Below are 16,639 nucleotides of genomic sequence, written 5' to 3'. Positions count from 1 at the left end.
CAAGATTATTTCTGCTTGATGCGCCCGTCCAGATAAGGCTGATACGGCGCGTTCTCGGCGAGGTATTCCGCCGTTACATCGGCCAGATCAGGACCAAAATCGTAGGCGTTCTTGTCGTCACCTTCGAACATGGAATAACCGTCACCGCCGTTGCGGACATAGTTGTTGGTGACCACCAGATAAGTGGCAGCGGGATCAATCGGAACGAAACCATCCCCCTCGGCGACCATCACCTCGGTGATCCGCCCTTCGTTCGGCGCAACCGACGGGTCCCAGGTGAAGGTCAGGCCCGCGACCTGCGGGAAGCGGCCCTTGACCTCTTCGACCTGACTGACGCCGTTTTCCAGCGCGTCGATGACCGTCTGACCACTGATCTCAAAGGTTGAAAGCGTGTTCTGGAAGGGCAGCACGGTCAGCACCTCACCCATAGTCACCTCACCAGGATCGATCGAGGCCCGCAACCCGCCCGAGTTGGCAATCGCGATCTGCGCGCCCTGATCGGCAACCCTTGCCAGCATGGCGTCAGCAACCAGATTGCCCATCTCACATTCCTGCACACGGCAGACCGCTCGGTCGCCCTGGATAGCGTCAGCAGAATTGGCAACAACGCGCTTTTTCATCTCTTCAATCGGGGCGCCCATTTCGGCAACACGCGCAGCGATGTCTGCATCCGGTTCAACCGAAGCATCCAGCAAAATGGGTTCGCCTTCAGCCGAAATCAGGTTGCCGTCGTCGTCAAAAGTCAGCGTGACGTCGCCCAGATATTTGGAATAGGCATAGGCCTGAACAACCGGCACATCGCCGACCATCAACGGGTATGAACCCGCCGCGCCTTCCTGCGTGTTGGACAGCAATGTGTGGGAATGCCCACCGATCACCAGATCAAGGCCGGGCACCTTCTCGGCAATCTCGATATCCTTTGCCAGACCAACATGGTTCAGCGCGATGATGATATCGACGCCTTCGGCCTGCAGCGCCTCGACATCGGCGGTCAGGCTGTCGATTTCATCCTGAAAGACCACGTCCTTGCCGGGGCTGGAAGTATCTACCGTGTCCGTTGCCAGAGCAGAGACGATGCCGATCTTCTGACCTCCAACTTCAAGCACAAGATGGTTTTCAACCTTTCCGTTCAACTCGGCCGAGGACGAAAGATCGAGGTTGCCCGAAATGACCGGAAAGCTGACGGCGTCGATGAACGCAGCCAGACCTTCGGGGCCATCGTCGAATTCGTGGTTGCCGACCGCCATGGCGTCATAGCCGATAGCCTCCATAAATTCGGCTTCGGCCGCGCCTTTGTAGGTTGTATAGAACAGCGATCCCTGAAACGGGTCACCGGCATCCAGCAACAGCACATTCTGATCCGCCAGTTCATCCCGCTTGGTGTCCACTATGGTTTTCAGCCGGGCAACACCGCCAAAGCATTTGCCTTCGGCTTCGTCCTCGGCGTCGCAGGTCGAGTCGTATTTGTTGATCGACTCGATACGGCTGTGAAGGTCATTTGTGTGCAGAATCGTCAGCTTATACTCCGCCGCGGCCATACCTGCGGTCAGGCCCAGAACGGCCACTGACGCCAGAAAACGGGTGAACATATTGATACTCCCTGTATTTGTTTGCCGCGATGGTGCGCTCAGCGACAAGAAGAGTCAAAGGGGGAAATCCGGCTTGATTCTGCCTGTTCCGCGGGGCATCACCTCCTCATGCTGATTTACAAGATTTTCCGGGCCGATGAATGGGCTATTTTGCAGGATCAGGGGGCCACTGACGGTGCACCGATTGATGTTGCCGACGGCTTTGTCCATTTCTCGACCGCCGAACAAGCCGCCGAGACCGCAGCCAAACATTTTGCCAAGGCCGAAGGGCTGACCCTGCTGGCCTGCGACGCGGATGCGATGGGTGACGACCTGAAATGGGAGGTATCGCGCGGCGGCGCCTTGTTTCCGCATCTCTACCGCCAAATTCGCATGACGGATGTGGTCTGGTCGCGCGCCCTGCCCTTTGACGGGCAGGCGCACCAGTTCCCGGCAGAGATGGTATGACCGCGTTCATTAATCCCGACCGTGCCCAGTTCGAAGTGTTCAAGGCACTGGACCGCGATCACCCGATTGAGATGCTGAATCTGGTGAAGTTTCGCGACAAGGCCGCATACCTCGCTGGGCACGAACTGGCCAAGGCCGGGCTGACCGGCGCGCAGGCCTATCGCAACTATGGGGTCGAGACCGCCCCGATCATTGCACGGCTGGGGGCGTCGATCCTGTGGCGTGGCGCGTATCAGACCACCCTGATCGGTCCGCAAGATGAGGTATGGGATGAAGTGTTCATCGCCCGATATCCATCGGCACACGCGTTCCTTGAAATGGTGACGGACCCGGTTTACCAAGCGGCGGTCATACATCGACAAGCGGCGGTTGAAACCTCGCGCCTGATCCGATGCGCACCGGCAAATGGCGGAGAGACTTTCGGATGAAATTGACAGAGAAACTGGGGCTTGCCGTCCTCCACAAGTTGGACCCGGAAGCCGCCCATGGCATGTCGATCAAGGCGTTGCGGGCCGGTCTGGCCCCTATGCCGGGACCGGTAACATCGCCCCGGCTGAAAACCCAAGTAGCCGGCCTGGATCTGCCCAACCCAGTAGGACTGGCCGCGGGATTCGACAAGAACGGAGAGGTTCTGACCCCTCTCTCTCGCACTGGTTTTGGTTTCATCGAAGTTGGCGCAGTCACACCGCGCCCGCAACCCGGCAACCCGAAGCCCCGTCTGTTCCGCCTGTCCGAAGACAAGGCCGCCATCAACCGCTTTGGCTTCAACAACGAAGGCATGGAAGCCATGGCAAACCGCCTAGCGGAGCGCCCCAAGGACGCCGTGATCGGCCTGAACCTTGGCGCGAACAAGGACAGTGACGACCGGCCCGGCGACTTTGCCGAGGTTCTCGCCCATTGCGCGGCGTATCTGGATTTTGCCACGGTCAATGTTTCGTCCCCCAACACTGAAAAGCTGCGGGATTTGCAGGGTAAGGCGGCGCTTGGCGCGCTGCTGGGAGGCGTGATCGAAACGCGCAATACGCTGTCGCACCCAATCCCGGTTTTCTTGAAGATCGCGCCCGACCTGACCGAAGCGGAATTGCGGGACATCGCCGAAGTCGCCTCAGAAACCCGCGTGGACGCGGTGATCGCAACCAACACCACCCTGTCCCGTGACGGGTTGCGCAGCGACCACAAGGGGGAAGCTGGCGGGTTGTCAGGCGCACCCTTGTTCGAGAAATCGACGCGGGTTCTGGCCCGGCTCAGCCAACTGACCGAGGGAAATATCCCCTTGATCGGCGTGGGCGGCATCAGCAATGCGGAACAGGCCTACGCCAAGATTTGTGCCGGGGCCTCTGCCGTGCAGTTATATACGGCGCTTGTCTATGGCGGGATATCTCTGGCCGCTGAGATTGCACAGGGCTTGGATGAATTGCTGGCGCGAGACGGGTTCAACTCTGTCACGCAAGCCGTTGGAAGTAAAAGAAAGGACTGGCTGTGATCGCATATTGGCACAACCCGCGCTGTTCGAAATCCCGCGCCGGGCTGGCGTTGCTGGAAGAGAACGGCGCGCAAGTCGAAATTCGCAAATACCTTGAGGACGCGCCTTCGGCGGACGAGCTTCGCAGCGTGCTGGATCAGCTGGGCATTGATGCCATCGACATGATGCGGACGGGTGAAAAGCGGTTCAAAGAGTTGGGTCTGACCAATGACACGCCTGCAGATGACCTGATCACCGCCATGGCCGAAAGCCCGATCCTGATCGAGCGCCCTCTGGCCATTGCAGGCGACAAGGCGGCCATCGGGCGCCCTCCCGAAAATCTGCTTACGCTGCTTTAAGCCACCTGCGCCTCCAACCGGGGATAACGCCAGCCCAGCGTAATGCCGCGCGCGATATTCAGAACCATCAGCGCGGCCCACAGTCCGTGATTGCCCAGCGTCGGCACAAGAATGAACAGCGCGCCGACATAGATTACGACCGACTGAAGCATCGCATTGCGCATGGCGCGGGTCCATGTGGCCCCGATATAGATGCCGTCGAACATCCAGCTCGCCACTCCGATCGCCGGGGCCAGAGCGGCCCAGATCAGATAGTCCCTTGCGGCGCCCCGCACTTCGGGCGAAGTGGTCATCAGGTCGATCAGGGTCGGTCCGGCCAGGTAGAATACAGTACCCAGAGCAAAAGCTCCGCCCACGCCCCATTGCGACGCCATGATCGACGCACGGCGGACCTGATACCGGTCGCGCGCGCCCACGGCGCTTCCGACCAGGGCCTCGGCCGAGAAGGCAAAGCCGTCCAAAGCAAAGGCGGTGATTTCAAGAAACTGCAACAACACCTGATTGGCCGCTAGATTCACATCGCCCAGATCGGAGCCGACAAACAGAAAGGTAGTGAACGCTCCGGTCAGCAGGACCGAGCGGATCATAATGTCCGTGTTCACCTGCATCATCCGCCGCAGCCGGGCCGCATCGAATATGCGCGGCCAGTCGCACCACTGGCTTCCCTGAAACGCGCCGCGGCACAGCCAAAGACCCAGTGCCAACCCGGTCCATTCGGCGATCAGAGTGGCGATGGCGACACCTTCAACGCCCCAGCCAAGTCCAAGCACGAACCACAGATCCAGCAAGATGTTCAGCCCATTCATCCAGACCTGCAGGATGAACACGCCGCGCGTTCGCTCGACCGCGATCAGCCAGCCTGTTACCGCATAGAGGGCAATTGTCGCCGGTGCGCCCCATATGCGTATTTGCAGATAATCCCGCGTCAGCGCTTCGACTTCGGGGCTGGCGGGTGACAGGGCGAATGCCCCCCAGAACACCCAGATCTGCGTGACTATAAAAAACAGCCCCGCCGCACCGCCCAGCAGCAGACCGCGCATCAGCAATGCGCCGGTCTCAGCAGTGTCCCCGGCCCCCCGTGCCTGCGCGGCAAGGCCGGTGGTGCCCATGCGCAGGAAGCCGAAGATCCAGTAGATTGTCGCCAGAATAACCGCGCCCATGCCAACTGCGCCGATGGGGGCCGCCTGCCCCATCTGTCCGACCACACCGGTATCGACAGCCCCCAGAATGGGCACCGTGGCATTGGACAGTACGATCGGAACCGCGATCTTCAACACCCGTTTATGGGTGAGTGGCGCCGAGGCGGTTTGCACGGTGTTCTACCCGGCGACCGGTTTGGATTGCGGCATCAGGAAATGCCCCGTCGCCTGCGCAATCGGGCGCGCGTGATTGTCCTGCCATGCCTCGACCCGGACCGAGGCGTAACGCCGGCCAGAGCGGCTGACAAAGGCGCGCGCATAGGCGTCGCGCGGCAGGCCCGAGCGCAGGTAATCCACCGTGAAATCTACGGTTTTGGGAAACCGCACCGAGTCGGCCTTGAATAGTTCCTCCGCTTCTATCTCGCCACTTTCGATCTTGGGAAAGAAATACTCCCAACTCAGCGTAATAACGGCCGTAACCTCAAGGAATGCAGCCGTAACCCCGCCATGCAGCGCGGGCAGCAGAGGGTTGCCGATCAGCTTGTCGTCGAAATTCAACACTCCGGTCAGTTCGTCACCGCGCCGGTCGAAAGTGATATTCAGGAACCGGATATACGGCACGCCTTCGACAATTGCGTTCAGGGCCGCATCGCGGCGTTGTTTGACCACCTGCATCGGTTCGGGACGGGGCCGCGCCATCACAGACCCTCCATTGTAAAGGAACCTGCGGCGGTTGCCACCGGCAGGTCCTGATTCTCGTCCATCGCTGTGGCCCGAACAAAGGCAACATTGCGAGTGATGTGATAGCAGGTGGCATGGGCGGTGATGCTCTGCCCCGGTGTCGCGGCGCGCATATAGTCGATCCTTAAATCAATCGTGGCAGTCCCTCCGGGCGCCGACGGGTGACACATGACGGCCGCACCGCAGCAGGTATCCAACGCGGCAAATACCGCGCCACCATGGATGACACCGGTTCTGGGGTCTCCGACCAGATCGGCGTTATACGGCATGGAAATCGCGGCCTCACCATCGCTGATTGTAGTCAGCTTGAGCCCAAGCGCTTTGGCGTGTGGAATCGCCTCGATGAACCGGCGCGCAATTTCTACTTTGTCGACCATGCGTGGTGCCCCCCTAATTTCCTTCTTTATGAGCCTGTGCCTTGCAAAAGAGCAAGACCGCCTGTTGCGCTTGCCGCCGCGACGGCCTAGTTTGCAGCCAAGGAGATCGAAAATGACTGACAACCGTTTGTCATTAAACGAGATGTGCGAAGAGTTCGACGTAACCAAGCGCACCTTGCGTTACTACGAGTATATCGAGCTTTTGCAGCCGGAACGCGAAGGCCGCAGCCGGTATTACGGTCCCCGTGAATGCGCCCGGATGAAGCTGATCATGCGCGGTCGCCTGTTTGGATTCTCGCTGGAAGAGATTCGCCAGTGGCTGTTGATCTATGAAGATCAGGGTAATCAGGCGCAGATGGCCGAGTTCGTGAAACTGGCTGACCGGCAGATGCCCGAACTGCAGAAGCAGCGGCAGCAGCTGGATGAGGCGATGGACGAACTTCAGCGTCTGCGTGACCAGACCGCCAAATCGCTGCGCTGAACATACTCACTTCCTTTGCTGATACCTGAAGCCCGCGCATTGCAGCCTTGGGCTGGCCCGTTGTGGTTCCGTGTCAGATAGCCAACGCCCTCTCCCGGCTGAAATTCCGTTACGTCAATTCCAAAAACCTGCGCATCAGGCACCTTGACGCGAAAGGATGCTACGTCAACTTTCAATGTGACGTAGCGTTTGCATTACGTGAACGTCATCTACGTGTTGTAACGTGCGCATCGACTGCGCACCTGACTTTTTTAGACGCCAGTGACGAGAGTGCTGAAACCATGACCGAAGACCTGATGACCATCCGTGAAATGTGCGAGACCTACGATGTCACGCCGCGCACATTGCGTTTTTACGAGGCAAAGGAACTTTTGTTCCCGATCCGCGAGGGCCAGAAACGCCTGTTCACCAAACGGGACCGGGCGCGCCTGAAACTAATCCTGCGCGGCAAGCGTTTCGGCTTCAGCCTGGAAGAGATCCGGCAATTGCTGGATCTGTACCATGTGGGTGACCAACAAATGACCCAGATGATCCGTACGATTGAAATCGCACGTGAACGCCTGTCGGACATGGAAGCCCGCCGCGAAGAGCTGACGCAAGCCATTGACGATCTGAAAGAACAGCTGCGCTGGGGCGAGAAAGTCATCGCCTCGATAAACAACGAGAAAAAAGCCGCCGGGTAACCCCAGCGGCTCAATCCCCGGACATCTGAATTTAAGGGAGCTTCAAATGCCCGTCTACAACGCGCCGACCAAAGACACTCAGTTCATTCTGCACAATGTACTGAAAGTCTCGGAATCCGATATTCCAGGCTATAGCGAACTGGAGGCCGAGTTTACCGGCGCGGTTCTGGAAGAAGCCGGCAAGGTTGCCACCAACGTTCTGCATCCGCTGAACGTGGTCGGCGACACCGAAGGATGCCGGTTGGAAAACGGCATCGTCTACACCCCCACTGGATTCAAGGATGCTTTCGAGCAGATGAAGGAAGGCGGCTGGACTGGTCTGGACATGCCGGAAGAGTATGGCGGCCAGAACATGCCGTACGTACTGGGAACCGCTGTGGGCGAGATGTTCTCGGGCGCAAACCAGGCATTTGTGATGTATCAGGGCCTGACCCACGGCGCGGCCTCGGCCATTCTGGCGCACGGCACCGAAGAGCAGAAGAACACCTATCTGCCCAACATGGTCAGCTGTGAATGGACCGGTACCATGAACCTGACCGAACCGCATTGCGGCACCGATCTGGGCCTGATGCGCACCAAGGCGGAACCACAGGGTGACGGCAGCTTCAAGATTTCGGGACAGAAGATCTTTATCTCGTCCGGTGATCACGACATGGCCGACAACATCATCCATCTGGTGCTGGCCAAGATCCCCGGTGGCCCCGAGGGCATCAAGGGCGTATCGCTGTTCATCGTGCCAAAGTTCATCGTCAATGAAGACGGTACGCCAGGCGAACGCAACGGCGTTTCGGTCGGCAAGATCGAAGAAAAAATGGGCATTCACGGCAACTCGACCTGTGTCATGAACTATGACGAAGCCACCGGCTGGCTGTTGGGCGAAGAGCACAAAGGCATGCGCGCCATGTTCACCATGATGAACGAAGCGCGTCTGGGTGTGGGGATGCAGGGCCTGTCGCAGGCCGAGGCCGCGTTCCAGAACGCTCTGGAATATGCCAAGGACCGTCTGCAGGGCCGCGATGTAACCGGTGTGAAGAACCCAGACGGCCCGGCCGATCCGCTGATCGTACACCCGGACATCCGCCGCAACCTGATGGATCAGAAAAGCTTCACCGAAGGAGCACGTGCGTTCATCCTGTGGGGCGCGACCATGATCGACAAGGCACACCGCTCGGGTGACAAGGACGCAGACGGGCTGATCTCGCTGCTGACCCCGGTCATCAAGGGCTTCCTGACAGATCAGGGTTATGACATGACCGTTCAGGCGCAACAGATCTACGGCGGCCACGGCTACATCGAAGAATGGGGCATGTCGCAATACACCCGCGACGCCCGGATCGCGATGATCTACGAAGGTGCGAACGGTGTGCAGGCACTGGACCTTGTGGGCCGGAAACTGGCACAGGATGGCGGTAAGCACGTCATGGCCTTCTTCGACATGGTCAAAACCTTCTGCAAGGAAAACAGCGGCAAGGACGAAGCCTATGACAAGGCCTTCATCGAACCGCTGAAAGCCGCGTCCAAGGATCTGCAGGCAGCTGGAATGTACTTCATGCAGGAAGGTATGAAGAACCCGAACAACGCACTGTCCGGCTCTTATGACTTCATGCACATGTTCGGCCACGTCTGCCTGGGGCTGATGTGGGCACAGATGGCCAAGGCCGCGCAGGACGCGCTGGACGATGGCGCGTCGGACAAAGAATTCTACGAAACCAAGATCAACACGGGCCGATTCTACATGGCACGTCGCCTGCCTGCCACGGCAATGCACCTGGCCCGCATCCAGACCGGAGCGGACACGGTCATGGCTCTGGAGGCCGCGAACTTCTGATCAATCTCCGGTTTCGGGGCCCCGCCCCGGAACCGGCTTTTCGGAGGAGACACAATGCCAAAACGCTTTCGCCTGACCCGTCGCATTCCGGTCGCCATGACCGAGGACGGTTACCGCAGGCTCAGGGCTTTTGCCCGCGATGCCGGGCTGGACGAAGGTGAAGCACTGTCGTTTCTGTTCGAGAACTTCAACAGCGTCATAGATGAGGAGAACCTGACGCGCCGGCTACGAGAATTCAATACCGAGCTTGAGGCGCGCAAACGCTGACGGCTTTATTCGCACCCGTTTTGGGCGTGCGTGTTTTCAGAAAGACGAACCTCATATCGACCAGACCGGTTCGGCTTTCTCGAAATACGCAGATTGCGGCACTGCACCATGCGCCTTGGGAGGGGCGATCGCATGACCATAAAGCTTCACTGTTTCGGCGAGAGCGGAAATTCTTACAAGGCCGCACTGGCGCTGGAAATGTCCGGGCTGGACTGGGAACCGGTCTTTGTCGATTTCTTCAATGGTGAGACACGCACGCCCGAGTACCGCGCCGAGGTCAACGAGATGGGTGAAGCCCCCGTCATGATCGACGGCGATTTTCGCACCACACAATCCGGAGCGATACAAGCCTATGTAACCGAGAAATCGGGCAAGTTCGGCGGCAAGGATCGGGACGAGAATTACGATATTTTCCGCTGGGTACTGTGGGACAATCACAAGCTCAGCTCGGTGGCAGGGTTGACCCGTTTCCTGATCCACTTCTTGCCCGAAAAGCACCGCAACCCGGATGTCATCGCTTTCAATCAAGGGCGCTTGAAGGCGGCCTATGAAACTCTGAACAACCACCTTGAAGGCCGCGATTGGATCATCGGAGACGGCGTGACTAACGCCGATCTCAGCTGCTGCGGCTACCTCTACTACCCCGAACCATTCGGCTTTGACCGGGGCGACTGGCCCCATATCGACGCTTGGCTGTCTCGCCTCAGCGAACAGCCCGGCTGGAAACACCCATATGACCTGATGCCCGGCAAACCGTCGGATCGAGCTTAAGGAGAAGACCCATGACCGAAGCTTACATTTATGATGCCCTGCGCACGCCGCGCGGAAAGGGCCGCAAGGATGGCAGCCTGCACGAGGTAACCTCGGTGCGCTTGTCCGCCCTGACCCTGAACGCGATGAAAGAGCGCAACAACCTCGAAGGCCACGCCGTCGAGGACGTGATCTGGGGCAACGTTACGCAGGTGATGGAGCAAGGCGGCTGTCTGGCACGTTCCGCGGTTCTGGCCTCCGAACTCGACCAGTCGATCCCTGGCCTGGCCATCAACCGTTTCTGTGCCTCGGGTATGGAAGCCGTGAACCTGGCGGCAAATCAGGTCAAAGGCGGCGCAGGCGAAGCCTATATCGCCGGTGGTGTCGAAATGATGGGCCGCGTGGCCATGGGCAGCGACGGTGCCGCGATTGCTGTCGATCCCACGCTGGCGATGGACACCTATTTCGTTCCGCAAGGTATCTCGGCCGACATCATCGCGACCGAGTATGGTTTCAGCCGGGATGACGCAGACGCGCTGGCCGTGGAATCCCAAAGACGCGCGGCAGAGGCTTGGGAAGACAACCGGTTCGAAAAATCGGTCATCACCATCAAGGATCAGAACGGCCTGACCATTCTGGACCGCGACGAATACATGCGCCCCGGCACCGACATGCAGAGCCTTGGATCTCTGAACCCGTCCTTCGCGATGATGGGTGAGCAGATGCCGGGCTTCGACAAGGTGGCGATGCTGAAATACCCGCACCTTGAGCGGATCAACCACATCCACCACGCGGGCAACAGCTCGGGCATTGTGGACGGTGCCGCCGCTGTTCTGATCGGCAACAAGGAATTCGGTGAGAAATACGGCCTGAAACCGCGCGCCCGGATCAAAGCGACCGCCAAGATCGGCACTGACCCGACTATCATGTTGACCGGCCCGGTTCCGGTGACCGAGAAGATCCTCGCCGACAACGGTATGAAGATCAGCGATCTGGACCTGTTCGAAGTGAACGAAGCCTTCGCCTCGGTAGTTTTGCGCTTCCAACAAGCATTCGAAGTCGATCCTGCGCTGGTAAACGTCAACGGCGGCTCGATCGCAATGGGCCACCCGTTGGGTGCGACCGGCGCGATGATCATTGGCACGCTGCTGGATGAGCTGGAGCGTCAGGACAAAGAAACCGGTCTGGCCACGCTCTGCATCGCATCCGGCATGGGTGCGGCAACCATTATCGAGCGGGTCTGATGCCCAAGCTGGATCTCTCTCAGATCCCGTTTCAGGGCGGCTCGGCCTATCCCGGCAAGCTGGCCGAGGCGACCGCAGGTCGTTTCGCCCAGCGTGTGGGTGACGCGGGCGGGCTGACCCAATACGGGGTCAACATCGTGCGGCTCGAGCCGCAAGGCATGTCCTCGCTGCGCCATTACCACATGGAGCAGGACGAGTTTGCCATCATGCTCAGCGGCACCTGCGTGCTAATCGATGATGATGGTGAGCATGAGATGCAGCCCGGCGACTGCGCGGCATGGCCAGCTGGTGAGGCCAACGGCCATCACCTTGTGAACAAAACCGATGCGCCTGCGACCTTTCTGGTGGTGGGCACTCGGACCCCGACTGAGACCGGCTATTACAGCGACATAGACATGATGGTGAAGGATGATGAGAACGGATTCGCCTTCACCCGCAAGGATGGCAGCCCGCTGACGGCTGACCAGATTGGAGATGACAATGACTGATTTCACTCTGACCAAAGACGCGGACGGCGTCGCCTTTGTTTCCTGGGACGCCCAGGGCAAATCCATGAACGTGATGACCCGCGAAGCGTTTGAACTTGTCAGCACGCTGGTTGACCAGGCGTTGGAAGATGACGAAATCAAAGGTGTCGTCATTACCAGTGGCAAAGAAGGTTCCTTCGCTGGCGGCATGGACCTGAACACGCTGGCCACTATCCGGCAGGAAGCAGGTGATGAGCCGGCACAGGCGCTGTTCGACTTCGTCATGGGTGGCCACCACATCCTGCGTAAGCTGGAATTGGCGGGCATGGACCCCAAGACCAAGAAAGGCGGCAAGCCGGTCGCCTGCGCCATCAACGGCACCTGCGCAGGGATCGGAACCGAGATCGCGCTGGCCTGTCACCACCGCGTCATGACCTCGAACCCCAAGGCCAAGATCGGTCTGCCGGAAATCATGCTTGGTATCTTCCCCGGCGGCGGCGGCACCATGCGTTTCAGCCGTATGGTTGGCGCGATGGCAGCGGCCCCGGTCCTGCTGGAAGGCAAGATGATGGACCCGGCCAAGGCCAAGGGCGCACAGCTGATCGACGCCGTGGCGGACGATCCGGTTGCGGCGGCGAAAGAGTGGGTTCTGAACGCCAAAGACGCTGATCTGGTCAAACCTTGGGACGCCAAGGGCTACAAGATGCCCGGCGGTGCGCCCTATCACCCTGCCGGTTTCATGACCTTCGTCGGCGCCAATGCAATGGTGAACGGCAAGACCCAAGGCGCTTTCCCGGCGGCCAAAGCCCTGCTGAGTTCAATCTACGAAGGTGCATTGGTCGATTTCGACACTGCCCTGCGGATCGAAGCGCGCTGGTTCACCAATATTCTGATGAACCCCTCCTCGTCGGCAATGATCCGCTCGCTGTTCCTGAACAAGGAAGCATTGGAGAAAGGCGCGGTGCGCCCCAAGGACGTGCCGGATCAGCGGGTCAAAAAGGTTGGCGTTCTGGGTGCGGGCATGATGGGAGCCGGCATTGCACTGGTCTCGGCGCAGGCCGGAATGGAAGTGGTTCTGGTCGACCGCGATCAGGATGCTGCCGACAAAGGTAAGGCCTATACCGAGACCTATCTGGACAAGGGTATGAAGCGCGGCAAGGTCACGGCCGAAAAAAAGGAAGCCATGCTGGCCCGCATCACCGCGACGCCCGATCTGGAGCACCTAAAAGGCTGCGATCTGATCATCGAAGCCGTGTTCGAAGATCCAGGCGTGAAAGCAGAGATGACCCAAAAGGTCGAGGCTATCATCCCCGAGGATTGCATTTTTGCTTCGAACACCTCGACCCTGCCGATCACCGATCTGGCCAAAGCATCCGCACGGCCTGAGCAGTTCATCGGCATCCACTTCTTCTCACCGGTTGAGAAGATGTTCCTGGTCGAGATCATCAAGGGCAAGGAAACTGGTGATCGTGCCGTGGCCAAGGCGCTGGACTATGTCCGTCAGATCAAGAAGACGCCAATCGTGGTCAACGATGCTCGGTTCTTCTACGCCAACCGCTGTATCATCCCCTATATCAATGAAGGTGTGCGGATGATCGCCGAAGGTGTGAACCCGGTGCTGATCGACAATGCCGCGCGTCAACTGGGGTTCCCGGTGGGGCCGATCCAGCTGACCGATGAGACCTCGATTGATCTTGGGGCCAAGATTGCCCGCGCGACCAAAGCAGCGATGGGCGATGCTTACCCGGAAAGCCCCTCGGATGATCTGATCTTCTGGATGGAGGAACTGGGCCGTCTGGGCCGCAAGGCCAATGCGGGTTTCTTCGACTATGACGAAAAGGGCAAGCGCACCGAATACTGGAAAGGCCTGCAGGAGAAATACCCGCATGCCGAGGACCAGCCCGACTTGATCGAAGTACAGGAACGCCTGATGTTCGCGCAGGTTCTGGAAGCGGTCCGGGCGCTGGAGGAAGGCGTTCTGGAAGACATCCGCGAAGGCGACGTAGGCGCGATCCTTGGCTGGGGCTTTGCACCTTGGTCGGGCGGCCCGCTGAGCTGGCTGGACATCATCGGCACGCCTTACGCGGCCGAGCGTTGCGATCAACTGACCGAAGCTTACGGTGAGCGTTTCGCCTGCCCGCCACTGCTGCGTGAGATGGCCGAAAAGGGCCAGAGCTTCTACAGTCGCTTCGCACCCGAAGCCAAGGCTGCCTAAACAAAAACGCTGGCGCATGCCCCCAATGCGCCAGCGTCACCTTGTAGTTTCAGATAGCTTCCCGTTCAGATAATCATCACAGGCCGACCCGGCCGCCCGGGCCGACGCGCACCCCTGACCGGCCGCACCGGAACAATCGGATGATCAAAAACCGGCGCAGGAACCGAGCCCAGCGAATTTGCCAGAACACCAATATCGCCGCGTCTTGTCGTCAGATATATCAAATCCGCAGCGGCTTCGCCCGCGACGACCTCATACGAAGCACCACCGGCAAGGCTGATCGATCCAAAGCGACCCGCGGGACAAAAGGCCCGAAATCCACCCTCGATATAGATCACTTCATCCCGATCGAAGAACAGGGTGCTGATGTCGAAATAAGTCGCAGGCACATCCGAGGTTATCCGGAACATGCCGCTCAGTAGTCTGGCTGAAACAACCGGCAGGCTAACGGGCAGTGTGATCGGATCATGACCCAGCTTGGTGTTGTCCAATGCGACGCCCTGTTCGGGCATCAGCCAGACCGGACGCCCATTATAGGCCGCGTTTGACGGCACTCTGACCGGCATGCTTTCCGAGTTGTTTTCTCCGGGCGGCACCGTGATGCAGTCCGTCGCAACGCGGTTTATCGGTTGGAAACCATTATCCAAAGTTCGAACAAAGTCACCGACCCGCAACTCTTCGACCAGCTTCCACCCACCCTTTGTCGCAACCTTTGTACCGTGTACCAGCCCACCCCGGCGCGCGTTCAGCGCTACTTGCGGCTCAGCTCTCCCCTGGTATTCGGACCCTTCAGCAAAATCTATTACACTCTGTACCTTCAACAAGAACCCACCCACCTATTACACACAAAAACTAAGTCTTATGAGTATCACAGGATCAGGTGGCGCGACTTATTTTTGACATATTGTGGCCCAATTTGGGTCATTTCAGGCCCGTCAAGCCCTTGAAAAAGGAACAACAACGAAAATCCATATATAATTGGAATCAATCTGGAAACTATCTGCTGCTGGCCGGATCAAATGCATACCCGAATCTGGCAATGTCCTCGGCACAGGCTTCGGCAACCGCCGCAGCCGTATGGTCAGAATAGTAGCTGCGGTAGTCCGCACGCCGCCCTGACCGGTTGAGACGGGGCAAAGTCACATGGAATCCAAGATGGTCATCCAAGGGGGCCGCGTCCTGTTCGAAATGCTCAAGTCGGATGAATAAGCGGCACTGCTCGACCCCGTCGGCGCGAGTCACGTACCGGCGGGCAGGGTTCAGACGGAACGATTGCCTAATATCGAGATGTTGCACAAACCCATCGAAGGGCAAGGACTTTGCCAGCGAGACCGACGCGTGATCAAAGCTCTGCTCGCGTAACCAGTGATAGTAGCTGACGATCCGGTCCCACGGGTTACGCACCAAGGTGAACACGGTCAGCACCTGCAGTTCTTCAATCGAAAGAACCCCGTCGATATCCGCCAGCGTGGAATGTTTCCACAAACGTCCCCTGCCAGTCAGAGCCTTGGCGCGCCTGCGGCGCTTGATGGCCTTGGGCGTGTCTCCGAACAGGATGTCATCCTTCATCGCCCGCTGTTCTAACGCTTGCGACAGTGATGTACCGCCCGTTTTAGGGATGTGAACGAAAACATAGCCGCGCCCGCGCGAGATGATCATGCCGTCTTCCCCAATGCGGCGGCACGCCGTGACCGCCAGCCCAGCAGTGCCCCAGCAAGCGCGATCAGCCCGATCCCGGCAATCTGCATGACGCCGATCACCTGACCCAGCGCGACCCAGGCGAATAATGGGCCGAAGATCATCACCGAGTATTCGAACACCGCGACATAAGTGGTCTCACCGATCTGATAGGATTTGATCAGCATGAAGACTGCAATCGTGGACCCAACCGCCTGCACGGCGATCCAGAGCAGCGCCGGTTTCATCTCCCACACCATGCCCCGCGTCACGAAACCATCCGCAAAGGAATGTGGCAAGGTCGAGAACACGGCCAGCCCAATCGCCCCGGCTAGCCCAAGGGTGGCGATCATCGCTGCCAGCAGCGCCACAGTGCTTTCCTGCGCGCAATGGCTGCGCGTGATGATGGAACTGAGCGCATAGAAGAACCCTCCGGCCACCGGCAACAGGGTTTGCGCATCAAATTCATAGGGGTTGGGCTGCAGCACACACAGGATACCGACAAACCCGATTACAACAGCCAAAATGCGCCACGGGCCTATCCTCTGCCCCATCGCAAGGGCCGTAATCAGCAGAACGAATATTGGCGAAGTGAACAACCCCGCCAACGCCTGTGCTATTGGCATCAGCGCCAGCGATGCAAAATAAAACAACATCGCCAGCGTAATCAGAACGCTGCGCAGGATAACCGGCCCCAGCCGTCGCGGGCGCAGACTGCCCAATCCTAGCAGCGACAGACCAACGATCAGCGGCAACATCAGCAGGGCGCGGCTCAGGTGGAACTGCCACAGGCCAATCGTTTCAGCCAACAGGATCACCACGTTGTCAATCACTCCGATGATCGCCATGGCGCCAACCATCAGGGCCGAGGCCAAAACTGGTGAGGTCTGACTGTTCGCCTGCATTCATAGCC

At 59.0% G+C, this 16,639-nt stretch carries 19 protein-coding genes; 12 read left to right on the top strand and 7 right to left on the bottom strand.

What is annotated here, in order from left to right; translation table 11 throughout:
* Positions 1 to 5 precede the first annotated feature (5 nt).
* A complete protein-coding gene (locus ACR0IK_RS00155) occupies positions 6 to 1,589 on the bottom strand; it encodes a bifunctional metallophosphatase/5'-nucleotidase (RefSeq protein WP_480639950.1) in 1,584 nt (527 codons plus the stop codon).
* Positions 1,590 to 1,697: 108 nt separating this feature from the next.
* Here ACR0IK_RS00155 and ACR0IK_RS00150 point away from each other — a divergent pair, with 108 nt between their 5' ends.
* Genes ACR0IK_RS00150 through arsC form a run of 4 tightly spaced genes read left to right on the top strand, consistent with a single transcriptional unit; the run spans position 1,698 to position 3,857 of the window.
* On the top strand, positions 1,698 to 2,036 hold the full coding sequence (locus ACR0IK_RS00150; protein WP_480639948.1) for a DUF952 domain-containing protein: 339 nt from the start codon (positions 1,698 to 1,700) through the stop codon (positions 2,034 to 2,036).
* Complete coding sequence (locus tag ACR0IK_RS00145; protein ID WP_480639946.1) at positions 2,033 to 2,464, top strand: DUF1330 domain-containing protein; 432 nt, start codon at positions 2,033 to 2,035, stop codon at positions 2,462 to 2,464. Before ACR0IK_RS00150 ends, ACR0IK_RS00145 begins: the two co-directional genes overlap by 4 nt.
* Complete coding sequence (locus ACR0IK_RS00140; protein WP_480639944.1) at positions 2,461 to 3,519, top strand: quinone-dependent dihydroorotate dehydrogenase; 1,059 nt, start codon at positions 2,461 to 2,463, stop codon at positions 3,517 to 3,519. The genes ACR0IK_RS00145 and ACR0IK_RS00140 overlap by 4 nt, the downstream gene beginning before the upstream one ends.
* Entirely contained in the window at positions 3,516 to 3,857 is a 342-nt protein-coding gene (gene arsC / locus ACR0IK_RS00135) for an arsenate reductase (glutaredoxin) (protein ID WP_480639942.1), read from the top strand. Before ACR0IK_RS00140 ends, arsC begins: the two co-directional genes overlap by 4 nt.
* Here the strand turns inward: arsC and ACR0IK_RS00130 are convergent.
* Genes ACR0IK_RS00130 through ACR0IK_RS00120 form a run of 3 tightly spaced genes read right to left on the bottom strand, consistent with a single transcriptional unit; the run spans position 3,854 to position 6,114 of the window.
* Complete coding sequence (locus ACR0IK_RS00130; RefSeq protein ID WP_480595395.1) at positions 3,854 to 5,170, bottom strand: MATE family efflux transporter; 1,317 nt, start codon at positions 5,168 to 5,170, stop codon at positions 3,854 to 3,856. The two genes, arsC and ACR0IK_RS00130, sit on opposite strands and share 4 nt — an antisense overlap.
* Before the next feature lie 6 nt (positions 5,171 to 5,176).
* Entirely contained in the window at positions 5,177 to 5,695 is a 519-nt protein-coding gene (locus ACR0IK_RS00125) for a PaaI family thioesterase (protein WP_480595396.1), read from the bottom strand.
* Positions 5,695 to 6,114: a PaaI family thioesterase gene (locus ACR0IK_RS00120; RefSeq protein WP_480639939.1), complete on the bottom strand. Its 420-nt coding sequence runs from the start codon at positions 6,112 to 6,114 to the stop codon at positions 5,695 to 5,697. The genes ACR0IK_RS00125 and ACR0IK_RS00120 overlap by 1 nt, the downstream gene beginning before the upstream one ends.
* A 112-nt stretch (positions 6,115 to 6,226) precedes the next feature.
* Here ACR0IK_RS00120 and ACR0IK_RS00115 point away from each other — a divergent pair, with 112 nt between their 5' ends.
* The 8 genes from ACR0IK_RS00115 to ACR0IK_RS00080 all read left to right on the top strand — a co-directional run bounded on the left by ACR0IK_RS00115 (position 6,227) and on the right by ACR0IK_RS00080 (position 14,049).
* Entirely contained in the window at positions 6,227 to 6,595 is a 369-nt protein-coding gene (locus ACR0IK_RS00115; RefSeq protein ID WP_170325474.1) for a MerR family transcriptional regulator, read from the top strand.
* Between the two features lie 281 nt (positions 6,596 to 6,876).
* Complete coding sequence (locus ACR0IK_RS00110; RefSeq protein ID WP_480595398.1) at positions 6,877 to 7,278, top strand: MerR family transcriptional regulator; 402 nt, start codon at positions 6,877 to 6,879, stop codon at positions 7,276 to 7,278.
* Positions 7,279 to 7,324: 46 nt separating this feature from the next.
* Positions 7,325 to 9,106 (top strand): acyl-CoA dehydrogenase C-terminal domain-containing protein, encoded by a 1,782-nt coding sequence (locus tag ACR0IK_RS00105; protein ID WP_480595399.1) that lies wholly within the window; start codon positions 7,325 to 7,327, stop codon positions 9,104 to 9,106.
* Positions 9,107 to 9,160: 54 nt separating this feature from the next.
* On the top strand, positions 9,161 to 9,373 hold the full coding sequence (locus ACR0IK_RS00100) for a hypothetical protein (protein ID WP_480595400.1): 213 nt from the start codon (positions 9,161 to 9,163) through the stop codon (positions 9,371 to 9,373).
* 132 nt (positions 9,374 to 9,505) lie between these two features.
* Positions 9,506 to 10,144, top strand: coding sequence for a glutathione S-transferase family protein (locus ACR0IK_RS00095; protein WP_480595401.1), 639 nt, complete (start codon positions 9,506 to 9,508; stop codon positions 10,142 to 10,144).
* An 11-nt stretch (positions 10,145 to 10,155) separates the two neighbouring features.
* The gene (locus tag ACR0IK_RS00090; RefSeq protein ID WP_480595402.1) at positions 10,156 to 11,367 is read left to right on the top strand and encodes an acetyl-CoA C-acetyltransferase; all 1,212 of its coding nucleotides are present in this window, start codon (positions 10,156 to 10,158) and stop codon (positions 11,365 to 11,367) included.
* Positions 11,367 to 11,855: a cupin domain-containing protein gene (locus ACR0IK_RS00085; RefSeq protein ID WP_480639935.1), complete on the top strand. Its 489-nt coding sequence runs from the start codon at positions 11,367 to 11,369 to the stop codon at positions 11,853 to 11,855. Before ACR0IK_RS00090 ends, ACR0IK_RS00085 begins: the two co-directional genes overlap by 1 nt.
* Positions 11,848 to 14,049, top strand: coding sequence for a 3-hydroxyacyl-CoA dehydrogenase NAD-binding domain-containing protein (locus ACR0IK_RS00080; protein WP_480639933.1), 2,202 nt, complete (start codon positions 11,848 to 11,850; stop codon positions 14,047 to 14,049). The genes ACR0IK_RS00085 and ACR0IK_RS00080 overlap by 8 nt, the downstream gene beginning before the upstream one ends.
* 65 nt (positions 14,050 to 14,114) lie before the next feature.
* On the opposite strand, the gene ACR0IK_RS00075 is transcribed toward ACR0IK_RS00080, so the two are convergent.
* The 3 genes from ACR0IK_RS00075 to ACR0IK_RS00065 all read right to left on the bottom strand — a co-directional run bounded on the left by ACR0IK_RS00075 (position 14,115) and on the right by ACR0IK_RS00065 (position 16,631).
* A complete protein-coding gene (locus tag ACR0IK_RS00075; RefSeq protein ID WP_480639931.1) occupies positions 14,115 to 14,873 on the bottom strand; it encodes a Hint domain-containing protein in 759 nt (252 codons plus the stop codon).
* 172 nt (positions 14,874 to 15,045) lie between these two features.
* Positions 15,046 to 15,708, bottom strand: coding sequence for a sulfotransferase family 2 domain-containing protein (locus ACR0IK_RS00070; protein ID WP_480595406.1), 663 nt, complete (start codon positions 15,706 to 15,708; stop codon positions 15,046 to 15,048).
* Positions 15,705 to 16,631, bottom strand: coding sequence for a DMT family transporter (locus ACR0IK_RS00065; protein WP_480639929.1), 927 nt, complete (start codon positions 16,629 to 16,631; stop codon positions 15,705 to 15,707). Before ACR0IK_RS00065 ends, ACR0IK_RS00070 begins: the two co-directional genes overlap by 4 nt.
* Positions 16,632 to 16,639: the final 8 nt, after the last annotated feature.

This window comes from Ruegeria sp. BF7 (assembly GCF_056538605.1).
Note: the sequence above shows the minus strand (reverse complement) of the source record. Positions and strands in the feature narration are given on the sequence as shown.

Bases quoted from the DNA above. Each gene is read 5' to 3' on its own strand.
- ACR0IK_RS00100 (WP_480595400.1), top strand. From the start codon at position 9,161: ATGCCAAAACGCTTTCGCCTGACCCGTCGCATTCCGGTCGCCATGACC.
- ACR0IK_RS00090 (WP_480595402.1), top strand. From the start codon at position 10,156: ATGACCGAAGCTTACATTTATGATGCCCTGCGCACGCCGCGCGGAAAG.
- ACR0IK_RS00145 (WP_480639946.1), top strand. From the start codon at position 2,033: ATGACCGCGTTCATTAATCCCGACCGTGCCCAGTTCGAAGTGTTCAAG.
- ACR0IK_RS00080 (WP_480639933.1), top strand. From the start codon at position 11,848: ATGACTGATTTCACTCTGACCAAAGACGCGGACGGCGTCGCCTTTGTT.
- ACR0IK_RS00105 (WP_480595399.1), top strand. From the start codon at position 7,325: ATGCCCGTCTACAACGCGCCGACCAAAGACACTCAGTTCATTCTGCAC.
- ACR0IK_RS00065 (WP_480639929.1), bottom strand. From the start codon at position 16,631: ATGCAGGCGAACAGTCAGACCTCACCAGTTTTGGCCTCGGCCCTGATG.
- ACR0IK_RS00140 (WP_480639944.1), top strand. From the start codon at position 2,461: ATGAAATTGACAGAGAAACTGGGGCTTGCCGTCCTCCACAAGTTGGAC.
- ACR0IK_RS00150 (WP_480639948.1), top strand. From the start codon at position 1,698: ATGCTGATTTACAAGATTTTCCGGGCCGATGAATGGGCTATTTTGCAG.
- ACR0IK_RS00120 (WP_480639939.1), bottom strand. From the start codon at position 6,114: ATGGTCGACAAAGTAGAAATTGCGCGCCGGTTCATCGAGGCGATTCCA.
- ACR0IK_RS00070 (WP_480595406.1), bottom strand. From the start codon at position 15,708: ATGATCATCTCGCGCGGGCGCGGCTATGTTTTCGTTCACATCCCTAAA.
- ACR0IK_RS00125 (WP_480595396.1), bottom strand. From the start codon at position 5,695: ATGGCGCGGCCCCGTCCCGAACCGATGCAGGTGGTCAAACAACGCCGC.
- ACR0IK_RS00155 (WP_480639950.1), bottom strand. From the start codon at position 1,589: ATGTTCACCCGTTTTCTGGCGTCAGTGGCCGTTCTGGGCCTGACCGCA.
- ACR0IK_RS00095 (WP_480595401.1), top strand. From the start codon at position 9,506: ATGACCATAAAGCTTCACTGTTTCGGCGAGAGCGGAAATTCTTACAAG.
- ACR0IK_RS00110 (WP_480595398.1), top strand. From the start codon at position 6,877: ATGACCGAAGACCTGATGACCATCCGTGAAATGTGCGAGACCTACGAT.
- ACR0IK_RS00115 (WP_170325474.1), top strand. From the start codon at position 6,227: ATGACTGACAACCGTTTGTCATTAAACGAGATGTGCGAAGAGTTCGAC.
- ACR0IK_RS00085 (WP_480639935.1), top strand. From the start codon at position 11,367: ATGCCCAAGCTGGATCTCTCTCAGATCCCGTTTCAGGGCGGCTCGGCC.